At 70.2% G+C, this 16,710-nt stretch carries 16 protein-coding genes; 8 read left to right on the top strand and 8 right to left on the bottom strand.

The window, feature by feature from the left end; all coding sequences use genetic code 11:
- Window positions 1–26: 26 nt before the first annotated feature.
- The 4 genes from MSPGM_RS14690 (at window position 27) to guaA (ending at window position 5,409) form a co-directional block, all read left to right on the top strand.
- Window positions 27–1,376, top strand: coding sequence for an RsmB/NOP family class I SAM-dependent RNA methyltransferase (locus tag MSPGM_RS14690; protein ID WP_003603054.1), 1,350 nt, complete (start codon window positions 27–29; stop codon window positions 1,374–1,376).
- Between the two features lie 135 nt (window positions 1,377–1,511).
- Window positions 1,512–2,540, top strand: coding sequence for an alpha/beta hydrolase (locus MSPGM_RS14685; protein WP_003603052.1), 1,029 nt, complete (start codon window positions 1,512–1,514; stop codon window positions 2,538–2,540).
- 108 nt (window positions 2,541–2,648) lie between these two features.
- Complete coding sequence (locus MSPGM_RS14680) at window positions 2,649–3,260, top strand: phosphatase PAP2 family protein (protein ID WP_003603051.1); 612 nt, start codon at window positions 2,649–2,651, stop codon at window positions 3,258–3,260.
- Between the two features lie 583 nt (window positions 3,261–3,843).
- Window positions 3,844–5,409, top strand: a complete 1,566-nt coding sequence (gene guaA, locus MSPGM_RS14675) for a glutamine-hydrolyzing GMP synthase (protein ID WP_003603047.1) — start codon at window positions 3,844–3,846, stop codon at window positions 5,407–5,409.
- Window positions 5,410–5,458: 49 nt separating this feature from the next.
- Here guaA and MSPGM_RS14670 read toward each other — a convergent pair whose 3' ends face one another.
- Together MSPGM_RS14670 and MSPGM_RS14665 are read right to left on the bottom strand one after the other, a co-directional pair.
- Window positions 5,459–5,884: a type II toxin-antitoxin system VapC family toxin gene (locus MSPGM_RS14670; protein WP_209688522.1), complete on the bottom strand. Its 426-nt coding sequence runs from the start codon at window positions 5,882–5,884 to the stop codon at window positions 5,459–5,461.
- Window positions 5,884–6,126 (bottom strand): type II toxin-antitoxin system Phd/YefM family antitoxin, encoded by a 243-nt coding sequence (locus MSPGM_RS14665; RefSeq protein WP_003603045.1) that lies wholly within the window; start codon window positions 6,124–6,126, stop codon window positions 5,884–5,886. The genes MSPGM_RS14670 and MSPGM_RS14665 overlap by 1 nt, the downstream gene beginning before the upstream one ends.
- A 273-nt stretch (window positions 6,127–6,399) precedes the next feature.
- Here MSPGM_RS14665 and MSPGM_RS14660 point away from each other — a divergent pair, with 273 nt between their 5' ends.
- From MSPGM_RS14660 to MSPGM_RS14645, 4 genes are read left to right on the top strand one after another with little or no spacing between them, the layout of a single operon-like run.
- Window positions 6,400–7,233, top strand: coding sequence for an ABC transporter substrate-binding protein (locus MSPGM_RS14660; RefSeq protein WP_003603043.1), 834 nt, complete (start codon window positions 6,400–6,402; stop codon window positions 7,231–7,233).
- Window positions 7,230–8,270, top strand: coding sequence for a FecCD family ABC transporter permease (locus MSPGM_RS14655; RefSeq protein ID WP_003603041.1), 1,041 nt, complete (start codon window positions 7,230–7,232; stop codon window positions 8,268–8,270). The genes MSPGM_RS14660 and MSPGM_RS14655 overlap by 4 nt, the downstream gene beginning before the upstream one ends.
- Window positions 8,267–9,082: an ABC transporter ATP-binding protein gene (locus MSPGM_RS14650; RefSeq protein ID WP_003603039.1), complete on the top strand. Its 816-nt coding sequence runs from the start codon at window positions 8,267–8,269 to the stop codon at window positions 9,080–9,082. Before MSPGM_RS14655 ends, MSPGM_RS14650 begins: the two co-directional genes overlap by 4 nt.
- The gene (locus tag MSPGM_RS14645; protein ID WP_003603037.1) at window positions 9,057–10,013 is read left to right on the top strand and encodes a DUF6925 family protein; all 957 of its coding nucleotides are present in this window, start codon (window positions 9,057–9,059) and stop codon (window positions 10,011–10,013) included. The genes MSPGM_RS14650 and MSPGM_RS14645 overlap by 26 nt, the downstream gene beginning before the upstream one ends.
- An 81-nt stretch (window positions 10,014–10,094) precedes the next feature.
- Here the strand turns inward: MSPGM_RS14645 and MSPGM_RS14640 are convergent, their stop codons facing one another.
- From MSPGM_RS14640 to MSPGM_RS14615, 6 genes are all read right to left on the bottom strand, one after another.
- Entirely contained in the window at window positions 10,095–12,425 is a 2,331-nt protein-coding gene (locus MSPGM_RS14640) for a TonB-dependent receptor family protein (protein ID WP_003603034.1), read from the bottom strand.
- Between the two features lie 60 nt (window positions 12,426–12,485).
- Window positions 12,486–13,868 (bottom strand): PepSY-associated TM helix domain-containing protein, encoded by a 1,383-nt coding sequence (locus tag MSPGM_RS14635; RefSeq protein ID WP_003603032.1) that lies wholly within the window; start codon window positions 13,866–13,868, stop codon window positions 12,486–12,488.
- 39 nt (window positions 13,869–13,907) lie between these two features.
- Window positions 13,908–14,276 carry a hypothetical protein gene (locus MSPGM_RS14630; RefSeq protein WP_012753192.1) on the bottom strand — a complete coding sequence of 123 codons (369 nt, stop codon included), beginning with the start codon at window positions 14,274–14,276 and terminating at the stop codon, window positions 13,908–13,910.
- A gap of 121 nt (window positions 14,277–14,397) precedes the next feature.
- Window positions 14,398–14,805 (bottom strand): hypothetical protein, encoded by a 408-nt coding sequence (locus tag MSPGM_RS14625; protein ID WP_003599498.1) that lies wholly within the window; start codon window positions 14,803–14,805, stop codon window positions 14,398–14,400.
- A gap of 171 nt (window positions 14,806–14,976) precedes the next feature.
- Entirely contained in the window at window positions 14,977–15,636 is a 660-nt protein-coding gene (locus MSPGM_RS14620; protein WP_003599497.1) for a 3-oxoacid CoA-transferase subunit B, read from the bottom strand.
- A 108-nt stretch (window positions 15,637–15,744) separates the two neighbouring features.
- Window positions 15,745–16,482, bottom strand: coding sequence for a CoA transferase subunit A (locus MSPGM_RS14615; protein ID WP_003599496.1), 738 nt, complete (start codon window positions 16,480–16,482; stop codon window positions 15,745–15,747).
- Between the last annotated feature and the right edge of the window lie 228 nt (window positions 16,483–16,710).

The raw sequence follows: 16,710 nt of genomic DNA, 5'->3' as shown, positions 1-16,710 counted from the left end.
CGGAAGCTCGGCCTTATCGTGTCGGGTTGCGGGTCCAAGCGTGGCCGCAAGACGGCAAGTTTAACGAAACGTTTCCGGAGCCGATCCTGACCCCCTCCGCCCGCCTCTCCGCCGCCATCGAGATCCTCGACGACATCGCCGATCGCCGCCGTCCGGCCGCCGACGCCCTCAAGGATTGGGGGCTCGCCCACCGCTACGCCGGGTCCGGCGACCGCGCGGCCATCGCCAGCCTCGTCTATGATGGGCTGCGGCGCCGGGCCTCCGCTGCCTGGGTGATGGGCGCGCAGACCGGCCGGGCCATCGTGATCGGCATGCTGCGCCTTCAGCGCGGTCTGGCCGAGCCCAGCATCGCCTCGCTGTTCGACGGCGCGCGCTTCGCACCGCCTCCCCTCACCGAGGACGAGCGCAAGCGACTGGCGGAGGGAAGCCTCGCCGACGCGCCGCCCGAGGTCGCGGGCGATGCGCCGGCCTTCGTGCTGCCGTCGCTGACCGCGCTGCTCGGCGATGCGCTGCTGCCCGAATTGCGGGCGCTCGGCCGCCGGGCGCCGCTCGATATCCGCGTCAACACCCTGAAGCAGAGCCGCGAAGAGGCCTTCGCGGCTTTGGCCGACCTCTCGCCCGAGACGACGCCGCTCTCCGCCCTCGGCCTGCGCATCCCGCTCGGCGAGGACGGGCGCGGCCCGGCGCTCCATGTCGATCCGCTGTTTCTGGAGGGCGGGTTCGAGATTCAGGACGAGGGTTCGCAGATCGCGAGCCTGCTCGCCGGGGCGAAATCGGGCGAGACCGTCGTCGATCTCTGCGCGGGCGGGGGCGGCAAGTCGCTGGCGCTCGCCGCAATCACCGGCAACGCCGCCCACATCATCGCCACCGATGCCGATCCGCGCCGGCTCGCCCCGATCCACGAGCGTCTGCGCCGCTCGGGTGCGCAGGTCGAGGTGCGCACGCCGCGCACGGGCAAGGCGCGCGCCGACGTGCTGGCCGATCTCGACGGCACGGTCGATCGGGTTCTGGTCGATGCGCCCTGCACCGGCACCGGTACGTGGCGCCGCAACCCGGATGCCAAGTGGCGCCTGCGGCCGGGCAGCCTCGCCGGCCGGCTCGCCGAGCAGGCCGAGGTGCTCGACCGGGCGGCCCGTCTGCTGCGCCCCGGTGGAACCCTCGTCTACGTCACCTGCTCGCTCCTGCCCGAGGAGAACGACGCCGCCGTCGACGGATTGCTCCAGCGCAGCGGGGCGATCCGGCCCGTCGCGACCGATCTCGCGCCCGTGCCCGGTCTCGACGAGAAGGTCCGTAAGACGGCCCGCGGCATCCAGATGAGCCCGGCGCTGACCGGCACCGACGGTTTCTATGTCGCGACGCTGACACGCAAAAGCTGATCCGAGGCCGGATCGGTTGCGCGTTGATCCCGTTGTTCACCGGGACCGCGCGGGGGACATGCCGGGGCAACCGCCACGGACGAGATTCCTGCGCATTACCGCGGCGGGAGTTTCGATGACGGCGAGGCCGAGACCATGACGTTGCACCGGCGAGCCCTGCTCGCGGGGACGGCGGCGGTTCTGACCGGGGCCGAGGCGCGGGCGCAGGAATCGGCGATACCGCCGGACGTGCGTCTTCCGGTGCGTCCGCAGACCGGTGAGGTCGTCCAGCCCCTGCCGAAATCCGCGCCCGGCTCCGACCTCGAAATCATCGATCTGTGGCCGGACCTGCCGCCGGGCGGCGGCGGGCCGTTCCGGTCGGAATACCGGTTCGACGAGACCCTGACCGGCGTCATCACCGGCGTGGTGCGGCCCTGCCTTCTCGTGATCCGCCCCCAGCGCCCGAACGGCGCCGGGATCGTGATCGCGGCGGGCGGCGGCTATCTGCGCATCGACATCGGCAATGAGGGCCTTCCGGTCGGTCAATGGCTGGCCCGCGCCGGCATCACCGCCTTCGTGCTGGTCTACCGTCTGCCGAGCGAGGAATGGCGCGACGGCCCCGACGCGCCGCGGCAGGACGCGCAGCGGGCCATGCGCCTCGTGCGCTGGCGGGCGGAGGAATACGGCCTCGACCCCGACCGGATCGGCGTGCTCGGCTTCTCCGCGGGCGGCCACCTGATGGGCGTGACCGCGACCGATGCCGAGCAGGATCTCTACGACGATACCGACGAGGCGGACGGTCTGAGCGCCCGCCCCTCCTTCGCCGGGCTGATCTACCCGATCGTCACCATGCGGGCACCGTTCGACCGGACCATGTCGAGCCGCCGGGTGCTCGTCGGCGACGACCCGCCCGATGCACGGCGGCGGGCCTATTCGGTGGAGGTACAGGTCAACGAGCGCACCCCGCCGGTCTTCATGGTCCAGGCCTCCGACGACCGGATCGCGGTAACCGACCATCCGCTCCTGATGTACGCGGCGCTGCGGGCGGCGAAGGTGCCCGCCGAGATGCACCTGTTCGAGCGCGGCGGCCACGGCTTCGGGCTCGGCGTGCCCGGCAGTCCCGCGGCAGCCTGGCCCGCCCTGTTCATGGCCTGGATGCGCGGCCACGGCCTGCTGAAGTCGTAGCGCCGCTGCAATCGCTCCCACGCGGACACCGATCGGCCACGGTGCAAAAGCTCTCTCGCGGTCGCGTCTAGTGCCGCGAACGATTGCCGATCCCGGGCGTTTAGGGCCATGCTTGCGAAGACACCGAGACATTCGATCCGCGCCCGAGCCACGCAATTGGCCGTTGGCATCGAGGCGGCCGACGTCGCTTCCGGCCTCTCGCTCGCGCGGGCCAAGGATCGTCCGGCCGTCCAGGCCATGGGATCGGCCAGCGAAATCGGCAGTTGGCAGGCTCTGTTCGCGTTATCGGCGACGGCCCTGGCCCTCGGCCTAGTCGCCCGTGACCGCCGACTCGCGCATGCGGGACGCAACATGCTCACGGCGGGCCTTGTGGCGAGCCTCGTGAAGACGACGATCAAGCGGACGGTCCACCGCACCCGTCCCAACGTGTTCATGGACGAGGGGCACTACGCCCGCGGTCGGCCTGGGACCGGCAACGGCCCCTGGCAATCCTTCCCCTCGGGGCACGCCGCCTTGAGCGTTGCCGTGGCGCGATCGGTGGCGCGCACCTATCCTGACGCCGCGGCCCCGGCCTATTGCGCCGCGGCTGCCATCGCGGCCGTCCAGGTCGTCCGCGGTGCGCATTTTCCCGTCGATGTCCTGGCCGGTGCCGTGATCGGTGTCGCCGCCGAAGCCGTCAGTCACCGCCCCTTCACGGATGAGGCCCGGCGACACGGCTGAAGCGACCACCGTTTTTGAGGCAAAGCCCCGCTCCGCATCCGCTTTCGGGCTCAAGGGTCGGGATCGCGGCTTCCCGCCGGAGGCGGACGATGCCCGGACATCGTCTCCGCGCGATGGCAGGTACGCCAAATAAAAACGGCCCCCGACTCCGGGGGCCGCTCGTCGTTCTGAGGTAGAGGTCGTTATCAGAAGCAGCGGCGCTCGCGCGTGATGACCACGCGGCCGAACCGGCCACGGCGCTTGGTGACGACGGTCCGGCAGCGCGGGCCGCGGACGACGCGGCGGCTGTACTGAGCCTGCTGGAACAGTCCGTCCGTCAGCGGGCGGCGCCGGAAAGGGGAAGGGCCTGGGCCGGCGCGGCGGCGCCGAAACCTGCGATCGTGACGGCGATTCCGAAGAGGGCTGCTCTCATGGTCGGATGGCTCCTGTCCGTTTCGAGGGGCGTGCCGTGTCGCCCCGAAACCGTGAACGTAAGATTAACGGCAGCGACTTGAGGGCCGCCGCATGCGCCTCCTGACCCCAGGGGCGCGTTGCGCCGTTCCGAGGCCTCGTCTAACCGGTATCGCAGAAGGCCCGAGGCAGCATGACCATCGATACCTCCCACCACGACAAGATCCTGATCGTCGATTTCGGCTCCCAGGTGACGCAGCTCATCGCCCGCCGCGTGCGCGAGGAGGGCGTCTATTGCGAGATCGTGCCGTTCACGAAGGCCGAGGCCGCTTTTGAGGCGCACCGGCCCAAGGGCGTGATCCTGTCGGGGGGACCAGAATCGGTCACGACGGATCTGTCGCCGCGCGCCCCGCAAAAAATCTTCGAATCCGGCGTGCCGGTCTTCGGCATCTGCTACGGCCAGCAGACCATGGCGGCCCAGCTCGGCGGCGAGGTCGAGGGCGGCCACCATGCCGAGTTCGGCCGTGCGGAGGTCGAGATCGTCTCGGACTCGCCGCTGTTCCGGGGGGTCTGGCACGCGGGTGAGAAATACCCGGTCTGGATGAGCCACGGCGACCGGGTGACGAAGCTGCCGGACGGCTTTGCCACCATCGCGATGTCGCGCAACGCGCCCTTCGCCGCGGTGGCGGACGAGGCCCGCCATTACTACGCCGTCCAGTTCCATCCGGAGGTGCACCACACCCCGCACGGCGCGCTGCTGATCCGCAACTTCGTGCGCGACATCGCCGGCTGCTCCGGCGACTGGACCATGGGCACCTACCGCGAGGAGGCGATCGCCAAGATCCGCGAGCAGGTCGGCAAGGAAAAGGTGATCTGCGGCCTCTCCGGCGGCGTCGATTCCTCGGTCGCGGCGGTGCTGATCCACGAGGCGATCGGCGATCAGCTCACCTGCGTCTTCGTCGATCACGGCCTGATGCGCCTCGGCGAGGGCGACGAGGTCGTCCGCCTGTTCCGCGACCACTACAACATCCCCCTCGTCCACGTGCAGGCGCAGGATCTGTTCATCGGCGCGCTCGAGGGCGTCGATGACCCCGAGGTGAAGCGCAAGACGATCGGCCGGCTGTTCATCGACGTGTTCGAGGCCGAGGCCGGCAAGATCGGCGGCGCCGCCTTCCTCGCCCAGGGCACGCTCTATCCGGACGTGATCGAGAGCGTCTCGTTCTCCGGCGGTCCCTCCGTGACGATCAAGAGCCACCACAATGTCGGCGGCCTGCCCGAGCGGATGAACATGAAGCTCGTGGAGCCCCTGCGCGAGCTGTTCAAGGACGAGGTTCGCCTGCTGGGCAAGGAACTCGGGCTGCCCGAGAGCTTCGTCGGCCGCCACCCCTTCCCCGGACCGGGCCTCGCCATTCGCTGCCCGGGGATGATCACGCGCGAGAAGCTGGAGGCCCTGCGCAAGGCCGACGCGATCTATCTCGACGAGATCCGGCAGGCCGGTCTCTACGACACGATCTGGCAAGCCTTCGCGGTGATCCTGCCGGTGAAGACGGTGGGCGTGATGGGCGACGGGCGCACCTACGACCATGTCTGCGCGCTGCGCGCCGTCACCTCGGTCGATGGCATGACCGCCGACTTCTACCCCTTCGACATGGCCTTCCTCGGCCGCGTCGCGACGCGGATCATCAACGAGGTGAAGGGCATCAACCGGGTGACCTACGACATCACCTCGAAGCCGCCGGGCACGATCGAGTGGGAGTGAGAACGGACCGCTAAGAGGCTCGGTCTCGGTTTGGTCGGCGCAGGCGGCTTCATGCCAGCAACTGCGTCGGGACGCCGAGAACCGGGCCGGCTTCGGCGAGGCGGCGATCGAGCGTGTAGACGGTCGCGCCGTGCATCGACGCGGTGGCGAGATGCAGGGCATCCCCGGCCCGAAGCCCGAGCGTCTGCTGATCGACGAACTTCGCCGCCACCCGGAAGTGTCCGCCAGCGATCGGCAGGACCTGCAAGCTCTCGGCCATCAGCCTGTTAAACATCGCCAGCGCGGCCGCGCGCTGCTTCAGATCGATCTGACCCGTCCGAACTTTGATGGCGAGGGCGGACGACATCTCGGTGATGGTCCAATCGCTGATGACGAGATCTTCAGGCTCCTGCTCGCCCAGCCATTGCTGGGTCCGCGCCGTCGATGTCTCATTGGAGAGGGCGGCGACGATCAGCGAGGTATCGAGATACAGCATCAGGAACGGTCGCCGTCCCGCATCGAGCGGACGAGCTCGGCAGCGCCCTCGGTCTGCGGCGGCATCGTTGCCGTCAACGCTCGAAGCATACACGTATCGATCCGCTGCCGCGGTCTTGCGACAGACGTGAGCCTCGCCACGGGCTTTCCGCGCCGCGTAATGCCGATTGATTCTCCGGCCTCGACCCGATCGACCAATTCGCTCAGGCGACCTTTGGCATCCGCCAAGTTAATCGTGTCCATCGCCGGCTCCTGACCATCTCGATGGTCATATGACGCATCGCACGGGCGAGTTCCAGCGGCGCTCGACACATCGACGCGTCGCCGAAGTTTCTGCGCCGCCCGCGCCATAAGGTAAGCCTCAAAGGGCTCTGGAGCCCGATGCCCGAACCCACGCTGACGGGCACACGCGCATCGTTAAGCTGTTCGACAAAGGCTACCAGAACCTATTCCGCTTCCTCGGGCCGGGGCCCGCGGTCTATGGCGGGGCTCGACTGACCTCGTTCTGAGCCCGTGATGCGGCTGCGCCATGCCCTCACCCTGCTGCTGACCTTCCTGCCGCACGCATCTTTCGCCGCGTCGATGCCGGCGCGCGTGGTCTCGATGAACCTGTGCGCCGACGAACTGGTCCTGCGCCTCGCCGACCGGGCGCAGGTGGCGGGAATCACGGGGTTTGCCCGCGATCCGCGCAGCTCGCTGGTGGCGGACAGGGCCGAGGGCCTGCCGGTGATCCGAGGCCTCTCCGAGGAGATCGTGGCATTGCGGCCCGGCCTCGTCGTGGCGGGCGCGTTCACCACGCGGACCACCGTGGCCATGCTGAAGCGCGCCGGCTTCCCTGTGCTCGAACTCGGCGCGCCGGCCGATCTCGACGGCGTGCGCGCACAGATCCGCACCGTGGCCGCCGCTCTGGGCCATGCGGAGCGCGGCGACGCGATGGTCGCAGATCTCGATGCACGCGTCGCCGCGGTCACGCCGTCGGAAAAGCCGCTGCGCGCCCTGGTCATGCACCCGAACGCTTTCACCGTGGCGCCCGGCAGCCTCGGCGATGCGCTGATCCGTGCCGCCGGGCTCGTCAACGTCGCCGCAGAGATCGGCCGCGACCGGTTCGGACAGGTGCCGCTGGAGGCCGCAGCCCTGGCGAACCCCGATTTCATTGTCCTGGACGAGAGTGAGCCCGGCACTCCCTCGCTCGCCGACACGCTGCTGCACCATCCGGTCCTCGCCGCGCTCCGGCAACGGGACCGCGTCGTCTCGATCCCGAACCGGTTGTGGACCTGCCCCGGCCCGCAGGTCGCCGAGGTGGTGGCGCGCCTCGCCGAGGCTGCCCGGCAGAGGGCGGAACCGCCGTGAACGCCCCCCTTTTCCGCACCGAGCGCCCGACGCGGCGGTTCCGCCCGGCGCGGCCGGCACCTATGACGCTTGCCCTCGCGCTCGCCTCGGTGTTCCTCACGCTGGCCTCGGTGGCGGTCGGCTACGCACCCTTCGATCTCGTCGCGGCAGCGGGTGACCGGATCGCCGGCCGGGAGACCCTGGCCGCTTTGGTGCTGTGGGAGCTGCGACTTCCCCGCGCCCTGCTCGGCGGACTCGTCGGCTTCAGCCTCGGCCTGACCGGGGCGGTGATGCAGGGTTTCCTGCGCAATCCGCTGGCGGATCCCGGCATCCTCGGCATCTCCTCGGCGGCGGCCCTCGGCGCGGTGATCGTGTTCTATGGCGGCCTTGCCGGCAGTGTGGGCCTCGCCCTGCCCCTCGGCGGCATTGCGGGGGCGGCGTGCGCCGCGCTTCTTTTGATCGGCCTCGCCGCCCGCGGTAGCGGTACGCTCGGCTTGATCCTCGCGGGCGTGGGGCTTTCCAGCTTCGCGGGCGCGCTTACCGCGCTTGCCCTCAACCTGTCGCCCAACCCCTATGCGGCCCTGGAGATCGTGTTCTGGCTGATGGGATCGCTGGCCGACCGCAGCCTCGATCACGTCCTGCTGTGCCTGCCGCTGATGGCCCTGGGCTGGGCTCTGATGCTCTCGACGGCCGCCGCGCTCGACGCCCTGGCGCTTGGCGAGGACACCGCCGCGAGCCTCGGCTTCGATCTCATATCGGTTCGGTTGCGGATGATCGCGGGGGCGGCGCTTGCCGTTGGCAGCGGAGTTGCGGTGAGCGGCGCCATCGGTTTCGTCGGGCTCGTGGTCCCACACCTCGTGCGGCCGTGGGTCGGCGGCCGGCCGGGGGCGAGCCTGTGGCCGAGCGGCTTTGCCGGAGCCGTGCTGGTGCTCGCGGCCGATCTCGGCGTCCGGCTGCTCGCCACCCGGCCCGAGTTGAAGCTCGGTGTCGTCACCGCCCTCGTTGGCGCGCCGTTCCTGGTCGTCCTGCTGCTGCGGAACCGGGGGCGGCCCGCATGAGCCTGTGCGCCCACGCCGTCGATGTCGCCGTCGACGGTCGCGCCCTCCTGTCCGGTATCGGCCTCGCGCTCGAACCCGGCCGCCTCGTCGGCCTGGTCGGGCCGAACGGGGCCGGCAAGACGACGCTGCTGCGGGTTCTGGCCGGCCTCCTTCCCCCGGCGAAGGGTGGCGTGACCCTCGACGGCGCGCCGCTCGACCGCCTCTCCCGCGAGTCCCGCGCCCGTCGGATCGCCGCCCTGTTCCAGGGGGCGGGTGTCGGCTGGCCGATGCGGATCCGCGAGATCGTGGCGCTCGGCCGCCTGCCCCACCGCCGCGCCTTTGCCGGCCTCTCGGATGCCGATGCGGCCGCCATCGCCCGCGCCATGGCGGCGACCGGTATCACCAACCTCGCCGAGCGCTTCGAGCCGACGCTCTCCTCCGGCGAGCGGATGCGGGTGCTGCTCGCCCGCGCGCTCGCGGTGGAGGCTGCGTGGTTGCTCGCCGACGAGCCGATCACCGCCCTCGACCCGGCCCACCAGCTCGACGCCATGGCCCTGCTCCGCGACATCGCCCGCGGTGGGACGGGCGTGGTGGCGGTGCTGCACGATCTCACGCTGGCCGCTCGCTGCTGCGACCGGATCGTGGTGATGGAGGCCGGGCGCATCGTCGCCGACGGGCGGCCCGAGGACGCGCTCACCGATGCGCGTCTGGCCGCGACCTTCGGTGTCACGGTCCGGCGCGGACAGGCAGCCGACGGCACGCCCTACATCCTGCCCTGGGCCCGCGCGACAGCCAAGGAGACGAGAGATGCCGCCGACCCCCGACCCGTCTGAGGTCGAAGGCCTGCTGCGCGCTGCGCTCCACGATGCCGACACCGCCTGGAGCCTCGGCAGTTTCGGCGCCATCGCCGAGTTCATGCGCGACGACGACGAGCCGGTGCGGCCCCTGCCGGACGCGCGAATCGGCCTCGCCACCGATCGCGGCGCCATCGCGCTGACACTCAGCCCCGGCCTCAGGCCGGTCGCCTACGAGACCGGATTCTCCGGCGGCTACAACCACGCGGTGGCCCTGTGCCTGCCCGACTCCGCTTGCGCCATGAGCGTGCGAACGGCCGTCACCGAGCTCGGTCCCGACCGGGAAGCGGCGCGGGAGCAGGACCGCGCGGCGATCCTGTTCGATCTCGGGCTCGGGCTGCGGGCCGTCGATGCCTGTGTGCGCGCGAGCGATCCGGACACCATCGCCTGCCTGCGCGCGGGGGTCGGGAAGCCGGTCTTCGCCACCGATAACCCGATCGGCCCGCACCTCGCAGCAATGAGCCCGCACCGGATCTTCCGCGCCCGCATCGGGCGGATCGAGGTCTACGCGCCGATCCCCGGTCCCGGCGGCAACAGCCCCAAGGGACCGCACACGCACGTTCTGCCCAAGCTCCTGCGGGCCGGGCGCACCCATGCGGCGACGACGCCGATCCCCGGCGGCTTCGTGCCCTGCGGCGGGCTTCACCCACCCCACCCCTACAAGGACGGGATGGGCCGCCGCATCGCCTTCGACCCCGCCCGCCACGCCGCCTTCCAGGCGCTGCTCGAACGCTGGGGCGACCCCGGCCTCCTGGCGATCAAGCGCGGGCTGGCTCCGTTGGAACCAGTCTCGCCCAAACACGCGCAATCGGTCCGCCGCGTCGCCGATCTCCAGGCGCGCTTGCTGCGCAGTGAGGATGTCGAGGCGGGGGCGGGCGACGAGGACGAGGGGGCCGATGCGCAGGTCTGACACCGGTTTCGGTTCAGGCACCCGGAGGCGGGGCGCGGGAAACGCCCGCGCCAGCGCAGTCCCACGCTGATCGGCGGACCGTCAGAACGACAGCTTCATCCCCGCTACGAACGTGCGCGGGGGGCCGGCAAAGATCGAGCCCGTGGTGCCGGCGAGCGCGGCGCGGCCGTTCTGGGCGCCGGTCGCCGCGTTGAGCGTGTTTGCCAGCGGGTTGGCCGAGCCGACATAGGTCGTGTCGAGGACGTTGCGGACCTCGCCGTACAGGTCGATCCGCCGGGCGTAGCCGTTCGGCAGCAGGGCCGCGTAGTGGATGTTGAGGTTCAGGATCGCGAAGCCCGGCACCTTCAGGAGGTTGGCGTTGTCGATGAAGTAGCCGTCCTGCGCCACCACCTCGGCGAAGCCGCCGAGCCCGGCCAAGGCGCCGGCCGGCACGTCGTAGCCGATCCGTGCCAGGAGCTGATGCGCCGGCACGCCGGGAATGCGGTTGCCGGCCCGGTCGAAGCGGGCGGTGAGCGCGGCGGCGCTGAGCTGCTCGACGTAATCGGTGTAGACCTGATCGTCGAAGGTGTAGGCCAGCACCCCGCGCCAGCCCGGAACGAAGGTCCAATCGGCCCCAACCTCGATGCCGCGATGCTCGGAAGCCGGCGCGTTGAAGGTGTAGTTCAGCAGGCCCGCCCCCGGCGACTGCGTGACGAACTCATTGTGGAAGAACTCGTAGAACCCGGTGAGGCTGAGCCGTAGTCCCGGCAAGGGCATAAAATCGGTGCCGAGATCGAAGCCGAGATTCTCCTGCGTCTTCAGGTCGGTGTTGTTGCCGGGCAATCCGGTCGCGTTCACGAACATGCTGGAAAAGGACGGCGTCGCGTAGCCGGTGGCCACCCGGCCGCGCAGGGCCCAGTCCGGATCCGGCCGGTAGACCAGGGCGAGTTCCGGCGCGACGTTGAGGAAGCGGCGGTCGGCCTGCGCCAGGGTCGATCCGGTGCCGGCGGCCGTCGTCGCGAAGGTGCGATTGCGCCCGATGATACTCGATTCCTCCGCGCCGAGGCCGGCCACGGCCGTCCATTGCGGTGCGAGTTCGAGTTCGAGCCGAGCCCGGCCGCCGAGATTCGATTGCAGCGCCTCCTGCAACCCGATCAGCGCGCCGAGACGGGCGCCGCCATAGGGCGCACGGTTGTAGACGGACGCCGCGATATCGACGGCGCTGTAGGCGAGCGTCACGCTGCCGACGGCCGGCAGGCCGAACAGCTCGCCGCGGCGGGTCAGGTCGGTCTGCACGAAATAGGAGGGCAGGCTGCCGCGTCCCGAGGTCGTGTAGAACGGCTGGTTGTAGTTGCGCTCGTCGAAGCCGACCTGCACCCGCCACGCGGTCTGGGCGTCGATGTCGTGCTCCCAGCGGCCTGCGATGATCGTGCGCCGGTCGTTACGGCGGAACGCGCCTTCGCTCGCCGTCACCGGCACCCGCGGGCCGAAGGCGCCGTTCGCCAGGAGGCCGAAGGTGGTGCAGCCGGGGGCTGCCGTCGCCGCTGCGTCGCAGCCGCGCTGGTATGGGTTGATGCGGAACTGGTCGAGCGAGGACCGGGCGGGGATGTTGGCCGTGACCTCGTTGTTGATGACCTTGAGGGTGAAGCGGTTGTCGGGGCTCGGCGTGTAGCTCGCGAGCAGGTTGATCGTCTGGGTGTCGTAGGAGGAATGGTCCTGATAGCCGTTGGCGCGCACGTCGCTGGCAAACAGGCTGATCTCGAACGGACCGCTCACGCCGCCGACGCTGAAGTAGTTGCTGAGGTAGCCGAAGCTCCCGGCATCGACGCCGATCTCGTAGCCGTCGATCTCGCGGCCGGTACGGGTGCGGAAGGCCAGCGCCCCGCCGGTGGCGAAATTGCCGAACAGGGCCGATTGCGGCCCGCGGAACACGTCGATGCGCGAATAGGCGCGGGGATCGACCAGATCGAAGCGCGAGGCGCCGTCGGGCTGGGTGACGGGGAAGCCGTCCTCCAGCACCACCATGTTGCGGGTGACGCCGGTGGCGCGGGCGTTGTTGCCGCGGATCGAGATCACCACGTCGCGCCCGCCATTGCCCTGGCGCAGGGTCACGCCGGGGCTGTCGAGCAGCACCGTGCCGATGGAGGTGGCAGGGCGGTTGGCGATCGTCCCCTCGCGCCCGACCGCAGTGACGACCTGCCCGATCGGGCGCTCGATGCCGAGGGCGGCCGCGCCCGGCGGGCCGGAAACCCCGAAGCCCGGCGCACCGGACCCGGCCGCCGCTTGTCTTTGCGGCGCGCCCTCGCCGGTGACGGCAAGTTCCTCCAGGGTGACGGACTCGCCGGCGGTCTGGGCCGCGGCCAAACCCGACAGGGCCAGCGGCGAAGCGGCGAGGAGCCAGGCGGCACGGTGCGCGGCGGAGTGGGAACGCATGGGACGGCTCGTGGCGACGTGAGATCGGGTCGGGCCGCAGGGGCCCGCGAATGGCAGGCGTCAGGTGCGCGCGGCGAGGCGCAGGCCTTGGGCAGCAAGGTCGAGGCCGAGCAGGGCCAGGATCGCGAGGCCGGTCAGCGGGAACAGGGCGCCGAGGCCGAGCATCAGGCCGGTGACGGTGGCGATGACGCGCCGGTCCCGCGGCCAGGGCGGCGTGCCGAGGCGTCCGGCCGGGCGCCGCTTCCACCACATCACTGCGGCGGTGACCGAGAGCAGGATCGTGGCGAGGCAGAAGGCGAGCATGGCGAGCTGGTTCGCCCGCCCCCAGAACTCACCCTTGTGGATGCCGATGCCGTACTGGATCGCCCGCGCTACGGGACCGAGATCGGAAAAGTGCACGTCGATGATCGGCTGACCGCTGTAGCGGTCCAGGGAGACCATGCGCTGACCCGTGACGTCGCGCGGATAGGCGGAGGCGGCGTAGACGCCGGTCTCGCCCAGCGGCAGCGCCAGTTCGAACCCCCCGGGCAGAGCCATGTCGCGAAGGGTCGCGACCGCGCGGTCGATGCCGAGGGACGGCGCTCCGGAGGGGGCCGATCGCGGCATCGAGGCGTCTTCGAGCGCCCAGCCGGCGCTTTCCAGGCGCGCGCCCATCGGCACGGTGGAGACGGCCTTGCCGGCCCAGAGCTGGGTCGGTTGGCCGAGCCCGGCCCGGTTCGACCACGCCCGCAATTCCTGCCCCCACCAGACCGACCAGGGCAGGCCGGTGAGCGCGAGAAACAGCAGGCCCGCCCCGGCGAACAGGCCGGTGACGGCGTGAAGATCGCGCCACCAGACGCGACGTCGCGGCGTCTCGCGCAGGCTTACGGCACGCCCCCGGCGCTGCCCCTCCCCTTGCGGCCACCACAGATAGGCGCCGGTCACGACGAGGATGACTGCGAACCCAGCCACGATCTCGATCAGGGCGTTCGCCGCCGTCCCGAACAGGGTGAGGCTGTGGAGGCCGCGCACGATCCCGAAGAACTCGCGATCCGCGGCGACGCGATCGAGCACGTCGCCGGTATAGGGGTCGAGGTAGACGAGGATCTTGCCCCCACCCTCGGCGAGGGTGACGAGGGCCGAGGCGGCGGGGCCGGCGGGCTCGGTGTAGGAGAGCGGGTTGCCCTCCGGCACCGCCTGCATGGCGTTGAAGATCAGGCGGTCGGGCCCGAGCGGGGTTCGGCCCGAGGATGCGACCACCGTGCGGTGGGCGAACACGGTCGCGTTGATCTCGGCCTTAAACAGGTAGAGCGCGCCGGTGGCCGAGAGCAGGATCAGGAAGGGCAGGCAGAGCAGGCCGGCATAGAAATGCCAGCGCCATACGGCACGATAGACCGCATCGCGCGAGACGCGCAAAGCCGCCGCGGCGGTGAAACCGGCGGTGCCCGACAGGCTGGAAGGCATAGGTTCGAAATCCGCGTCTGAGGGATCGGAGCGATCGTCTCAGGCGGCGGGCGGACCTCGGGGACTGGTGCCCTGATCGGGCGGTGCGCGGGCGCGGATCGTCGCCGCGGCGCGCCACGGCACGGGGGCGGCGCGCGGCGGCCAGATAGCGGTTGCGGACGCGACCTGCGCCGGCGGGAGGAAATGGGCCGCCTGGACCTGCGTGCAGCAGGCGTGATGGCCGCAGGGCAGCTCGTCGTCGGCCGGCGTGCCGGAAGCGGTAAGATGCTCCGCGCAGAGAATGCCGCCGTCGAGGCGCGGCAGGGCGGGCGCGAGAGCCGCGAGGAAGGCCTGGAAGACAAGCGCGTAGAGCGCGATCACCCCGATGATCGCGCGGCCGTGCACGGATCGGTGCGGGCGCTCGCGCATGGCCATGCTTCTAGAGCATCATCCCGAAAGGTGGCTACCGGCTTTCGGAAGAAGATGATGCAAAACAACAGCCCAGTCGGCGCGGACGCGCGCGGGTGACGCGCGTCCTGCGGCGGCGGAATCAGGCCGGCATGCCCGCCGGCTCGAACAGGAAGTCATCGACGGAAGGGATCGTCACCGCGAGGCTCGCGCCGTAGCTCGCCTTCGACAGGCGCCAAGGCCGCTCGGCGCGGGCGCGGATCGCCTCGGAGGGACGCAGGCGGCGCAGCGCGCCGTCCTCATCCATCTCCTCGATCGTGAGGAAGCCGTAGACCTGCAGGCGCGAGGCGATGAGCTTGGTCTCGCGGTCACCCGCCGGAACCCGCAGGCTGCCCGTGGCATAGACCGCATCCATCAGGTTGCGCTGGTCGCTCCTCGAGCGGCTGCGGGGAGGTTCGCCCGCTCCGAATGCCGCGTTGATGGCGCCCTGCCGCGCGGCCGCAGGCCGACGGAAGGGGATGACGTTGTCCGTTCCCGGAACGCTACGCATACACAGGTACCTTCGTATCGCGGAAAGCTCCCCGACCGGCGCGCTCTCACGGCGCCGTCCGGTCGATGCGAAGCTTTCGACGATCCCGATTAATGCCTGCTTAGCCATGCCCGGCCGAGGGGCGCGGAAGGCGTCCCGAAACGGGCCGCCTTCCCTCCCGGCCCTCGCGTCTCAGTTCAGCGCGACGGCGAACTCGCCTTCGGTCTTGGCGCGGATCTCGTCCTCGGTGACGCCGTCGGCGAGTTCGACCAGGGTCATGCCGCCATCGCCCTTCTTGTCGATGGTGAAGACGCCGAGATCGGTGATGACCATGTCGACCACGGCGGTGCCGGTCAGCGGCAGGTCGCAGGCCTTCAGGAGCTTTGCGCTCTCCGAGCCGTCCTTGCCCTTGGCGACATGCTCCATCACCACGACGACCTTCTTGACGCCGGCGACGAGATCCATCGCCCCGCCCATCCCCTTCACCATCTTGCCGGGGATCATCCAATTGGCGAGGTCACCGTTCTGCGCCACCTGCATCGCGCCGAGGATCGACAGGTCGATATGCCCGCCGCGGATCATCCCGAACGAGTCGGCCGAGGAGAAGTAGCTCGTGGTCGGCAGCGCGGTGATGGTCTGCTTGCCGGCGTTGATGAGGTCGGGATCCTCCTCGCCCTCATAGGGGAACGGCCCCATGCCGAGCATGCCGTTCTCGGATTGCAACTGCACCGACATGCCCTCGGGGATGTAGTTCGACACCAGCGTCGGAATGCCGATGCCGAGATTCACGTAGAAGCCGTCTTCCAGCTCCCGGGCGGCGCGCTCCGCCATCTGCTCACGGGTCCAGGCCATGGTCTTGACGTTCCCTCGTTTGGCGCATCCTCGGAGCGACGATGCGCCGTCCGCCAAAACGGGCGGTGACGCGCCGTCGCGCTCGTGGCCTCTCGGCCGATGGTCGAATCAGATCTGGCCGCCGCCGGCTGCCGCTGCTTCCGGTTCCTTGCGCTTGCGCACGGTGCGCTGCTCGATGCGCTTCTCGCGCACCGGCACGTGGAGGATGCGGCCGATGAAGATGCCCGGCGTGTGGATGTGGTCGGGGTCGATCTCACCCGGCTCGACGAGGTGCTCGACCTGCGCGACCGTCACCTCCGCGGCGGTGGCCATCATCGGATTGAAGTTGCGCGCCGTCTTCCGGTAGACGAGGTTGCCCTCGGTATCGCCCTTCCAGGCGTGGACGATGGCCAGATCCGCGAACAGCCCGCGCTCCATCACGTAGTTCTCGCCGTCGAACTCGCGCACTTCCTTGCCCTCGGCGACCTTGGTGCCGACGCCGGTCTTGGTGAAGAAGGCCGGGATTCCCGCACCGCCTGCGCGGATGCGCTCGGCCAGCGTGCCCTGCGGGTTGAACTCGATCTCGAGTTCGCCGCCGAGATACTGGCGGGCGAATTCCTTGTTCTCGCCGACATAGGACGAGATCATCTTCTTCACCTGACGGGTGTCGAGCAGCTTGCCCAGGCCGACACCGTCGATGCCGGCATTGTTGGAGATGACGGTGAGGTCCTTCACGCCCGAGGCCTGGATCGCGTCGATCAGCTCGTCCGGGATGCCGCACAGGCCGAAGCCGCCGGCCATGATCGTCATGCCGTCGCGCAGGAGGCCGGCGAGCGCCGCCTTCGGATCCGGATAGACCTTCTTCATCGACAGCGTCCCTTCCTTAGTCTTCCGCCAGGGCGGGCCATGATTCGTTGGCCACGATACAATGTCCGAGATTCGGTCCGAGATTCGGCGCCGGCCGCGCTCCCGATCGATGGCGATCGGGTGTGCAACGCGAAGCGGGCCCCGTCAAACCGGCGACGCATTTGCGCGCAATGCAAAAGCCCCGCGCCGTAACCGCTTGCCCGGTGGGCGAGGCTGCGGCCGATCCTC

Origin of the sequence: Methylorubrum sp. GM97, from assembly GCF_024347855.1 — a bacterium.
Lineage (GTDB): Bacteria > Pseudomonadota > Alphaproteobacteria > Rhizobiales > Beijerinckiaceae > Methylobacterium > Methylobacterium extorquens.
This window is presented reverse-complemented; position numbering and strand designations above follow the sequence as displayed.

What these genes read in the sequence shown, in the direction of transcription:
- MSPGM_RS14665 (WP_003603045.1), bottom strand. Translation starts at nt 6,126, where the DNA reads ATGGACACGATTAACTTGGCGGATGCCAAAGGTCGCCTGAGCGAATTG.
- MSPGM_RS14615 (WP_003599496.1), bottom strand. Translation starts at nt 16,482, where the DNA reads ATGAAGAAGGTCTATCCGGATCCGAAGGCGGCGCTCGCCGGCCTCCTG.
- MSPGM_RS14620 (WP_003599497.1), bottom strand. Translation starts at nt 15,636, where the DNA reads ATGGCCTGGACCCGTGAGCAGATGGCGGAGCGCGCCGCCCGGGAGCTG.
- MSPGM_RS14640 (WP_003603034.1), bottom strand. Translation starts at nt 12,425, where the DNA reads ATGCGTTCCCACTCCGCCGCGCACCGTGCCGCCTGGCTCCTCGCCGCT.
- MSPGM_RS14650 (WP_003603039.1), top strand. Translation starts at nt 8,267, where the DNA reads ATGAGCCTGTGCGCCCACGCCGTCGATGTCGCCGTCGACGGTCGCGCC.
- guaA (WP_003603047.1), top strand. Translation starts at nt 3,844, where the DNA reads ATGACCATCGATACCTCCCACCACGACAAGATCCTGATCGTCGATTTC.
- MSPGM_RS14630 (WP_012753192.1), bottom strand. Translation starts at nt 14,276, where the DNA reads ATGCGCGAGCGCCCGCACCGATCCGTGCACGGCCGCGCGATCATCGGG.
- MSPGM_RS14680 (WP_003603051.1), top strand. Translation starts at nt 2,649, where the DNA reads ATGCTTGCGAAGACACCGAGACATTCGATCCGCGCCCGAGCCACGCAA.
- MSPGM_RS14635 (WP_003603032.1), bottom strand. Translation starts at nt 13,868, where the DNA reads ATGCCTTCCAGCCTGTCGGGCACCGCCGGTTTCACCGCCGCGGCGGCT.
- MSPGM_RS14685 (WP_003603052.1), top strand. Translation starts at nt 1,512, where the DNA reads ATGACGTTGCACCGGCGAGCCCTGCTCGCGGGGACGGCGGCGGTTCTG.
- MSPGM_RS14645 (WP_003603037.1), top strand. Translation starts at nt 9,057, where the DNA reads ATGCCGCCGACCCCCGACCCGTCTGAGGTCGAAGGCCTGCTGCGCGCT.
- MSPGM_RS14660 (WP_003603043.1), top strand. Translation starts at nt 6,400, where the DNA reads ATGCGGCTGCGCCATGCCCTCACCCTGCTGCTGACCTTCCTGCCGCAC.
- MSPGM_RS14625 (WP_003599498.1), bottom strand. Translation starts at nt 14,805, where the DNA reads ATGCGTAGCGTTCCGGGAACGGACAACGTCATCCCCTTCCGTCGGCCT.
- MSPGM_RS14670 (WP_209688522.1), bottom strand. Translation starts at nt 5,884, where the DNA reads ATGCTGTATCTCGATACCTCGCTGATCGTCGCCGCCCTCTCCAATGAG.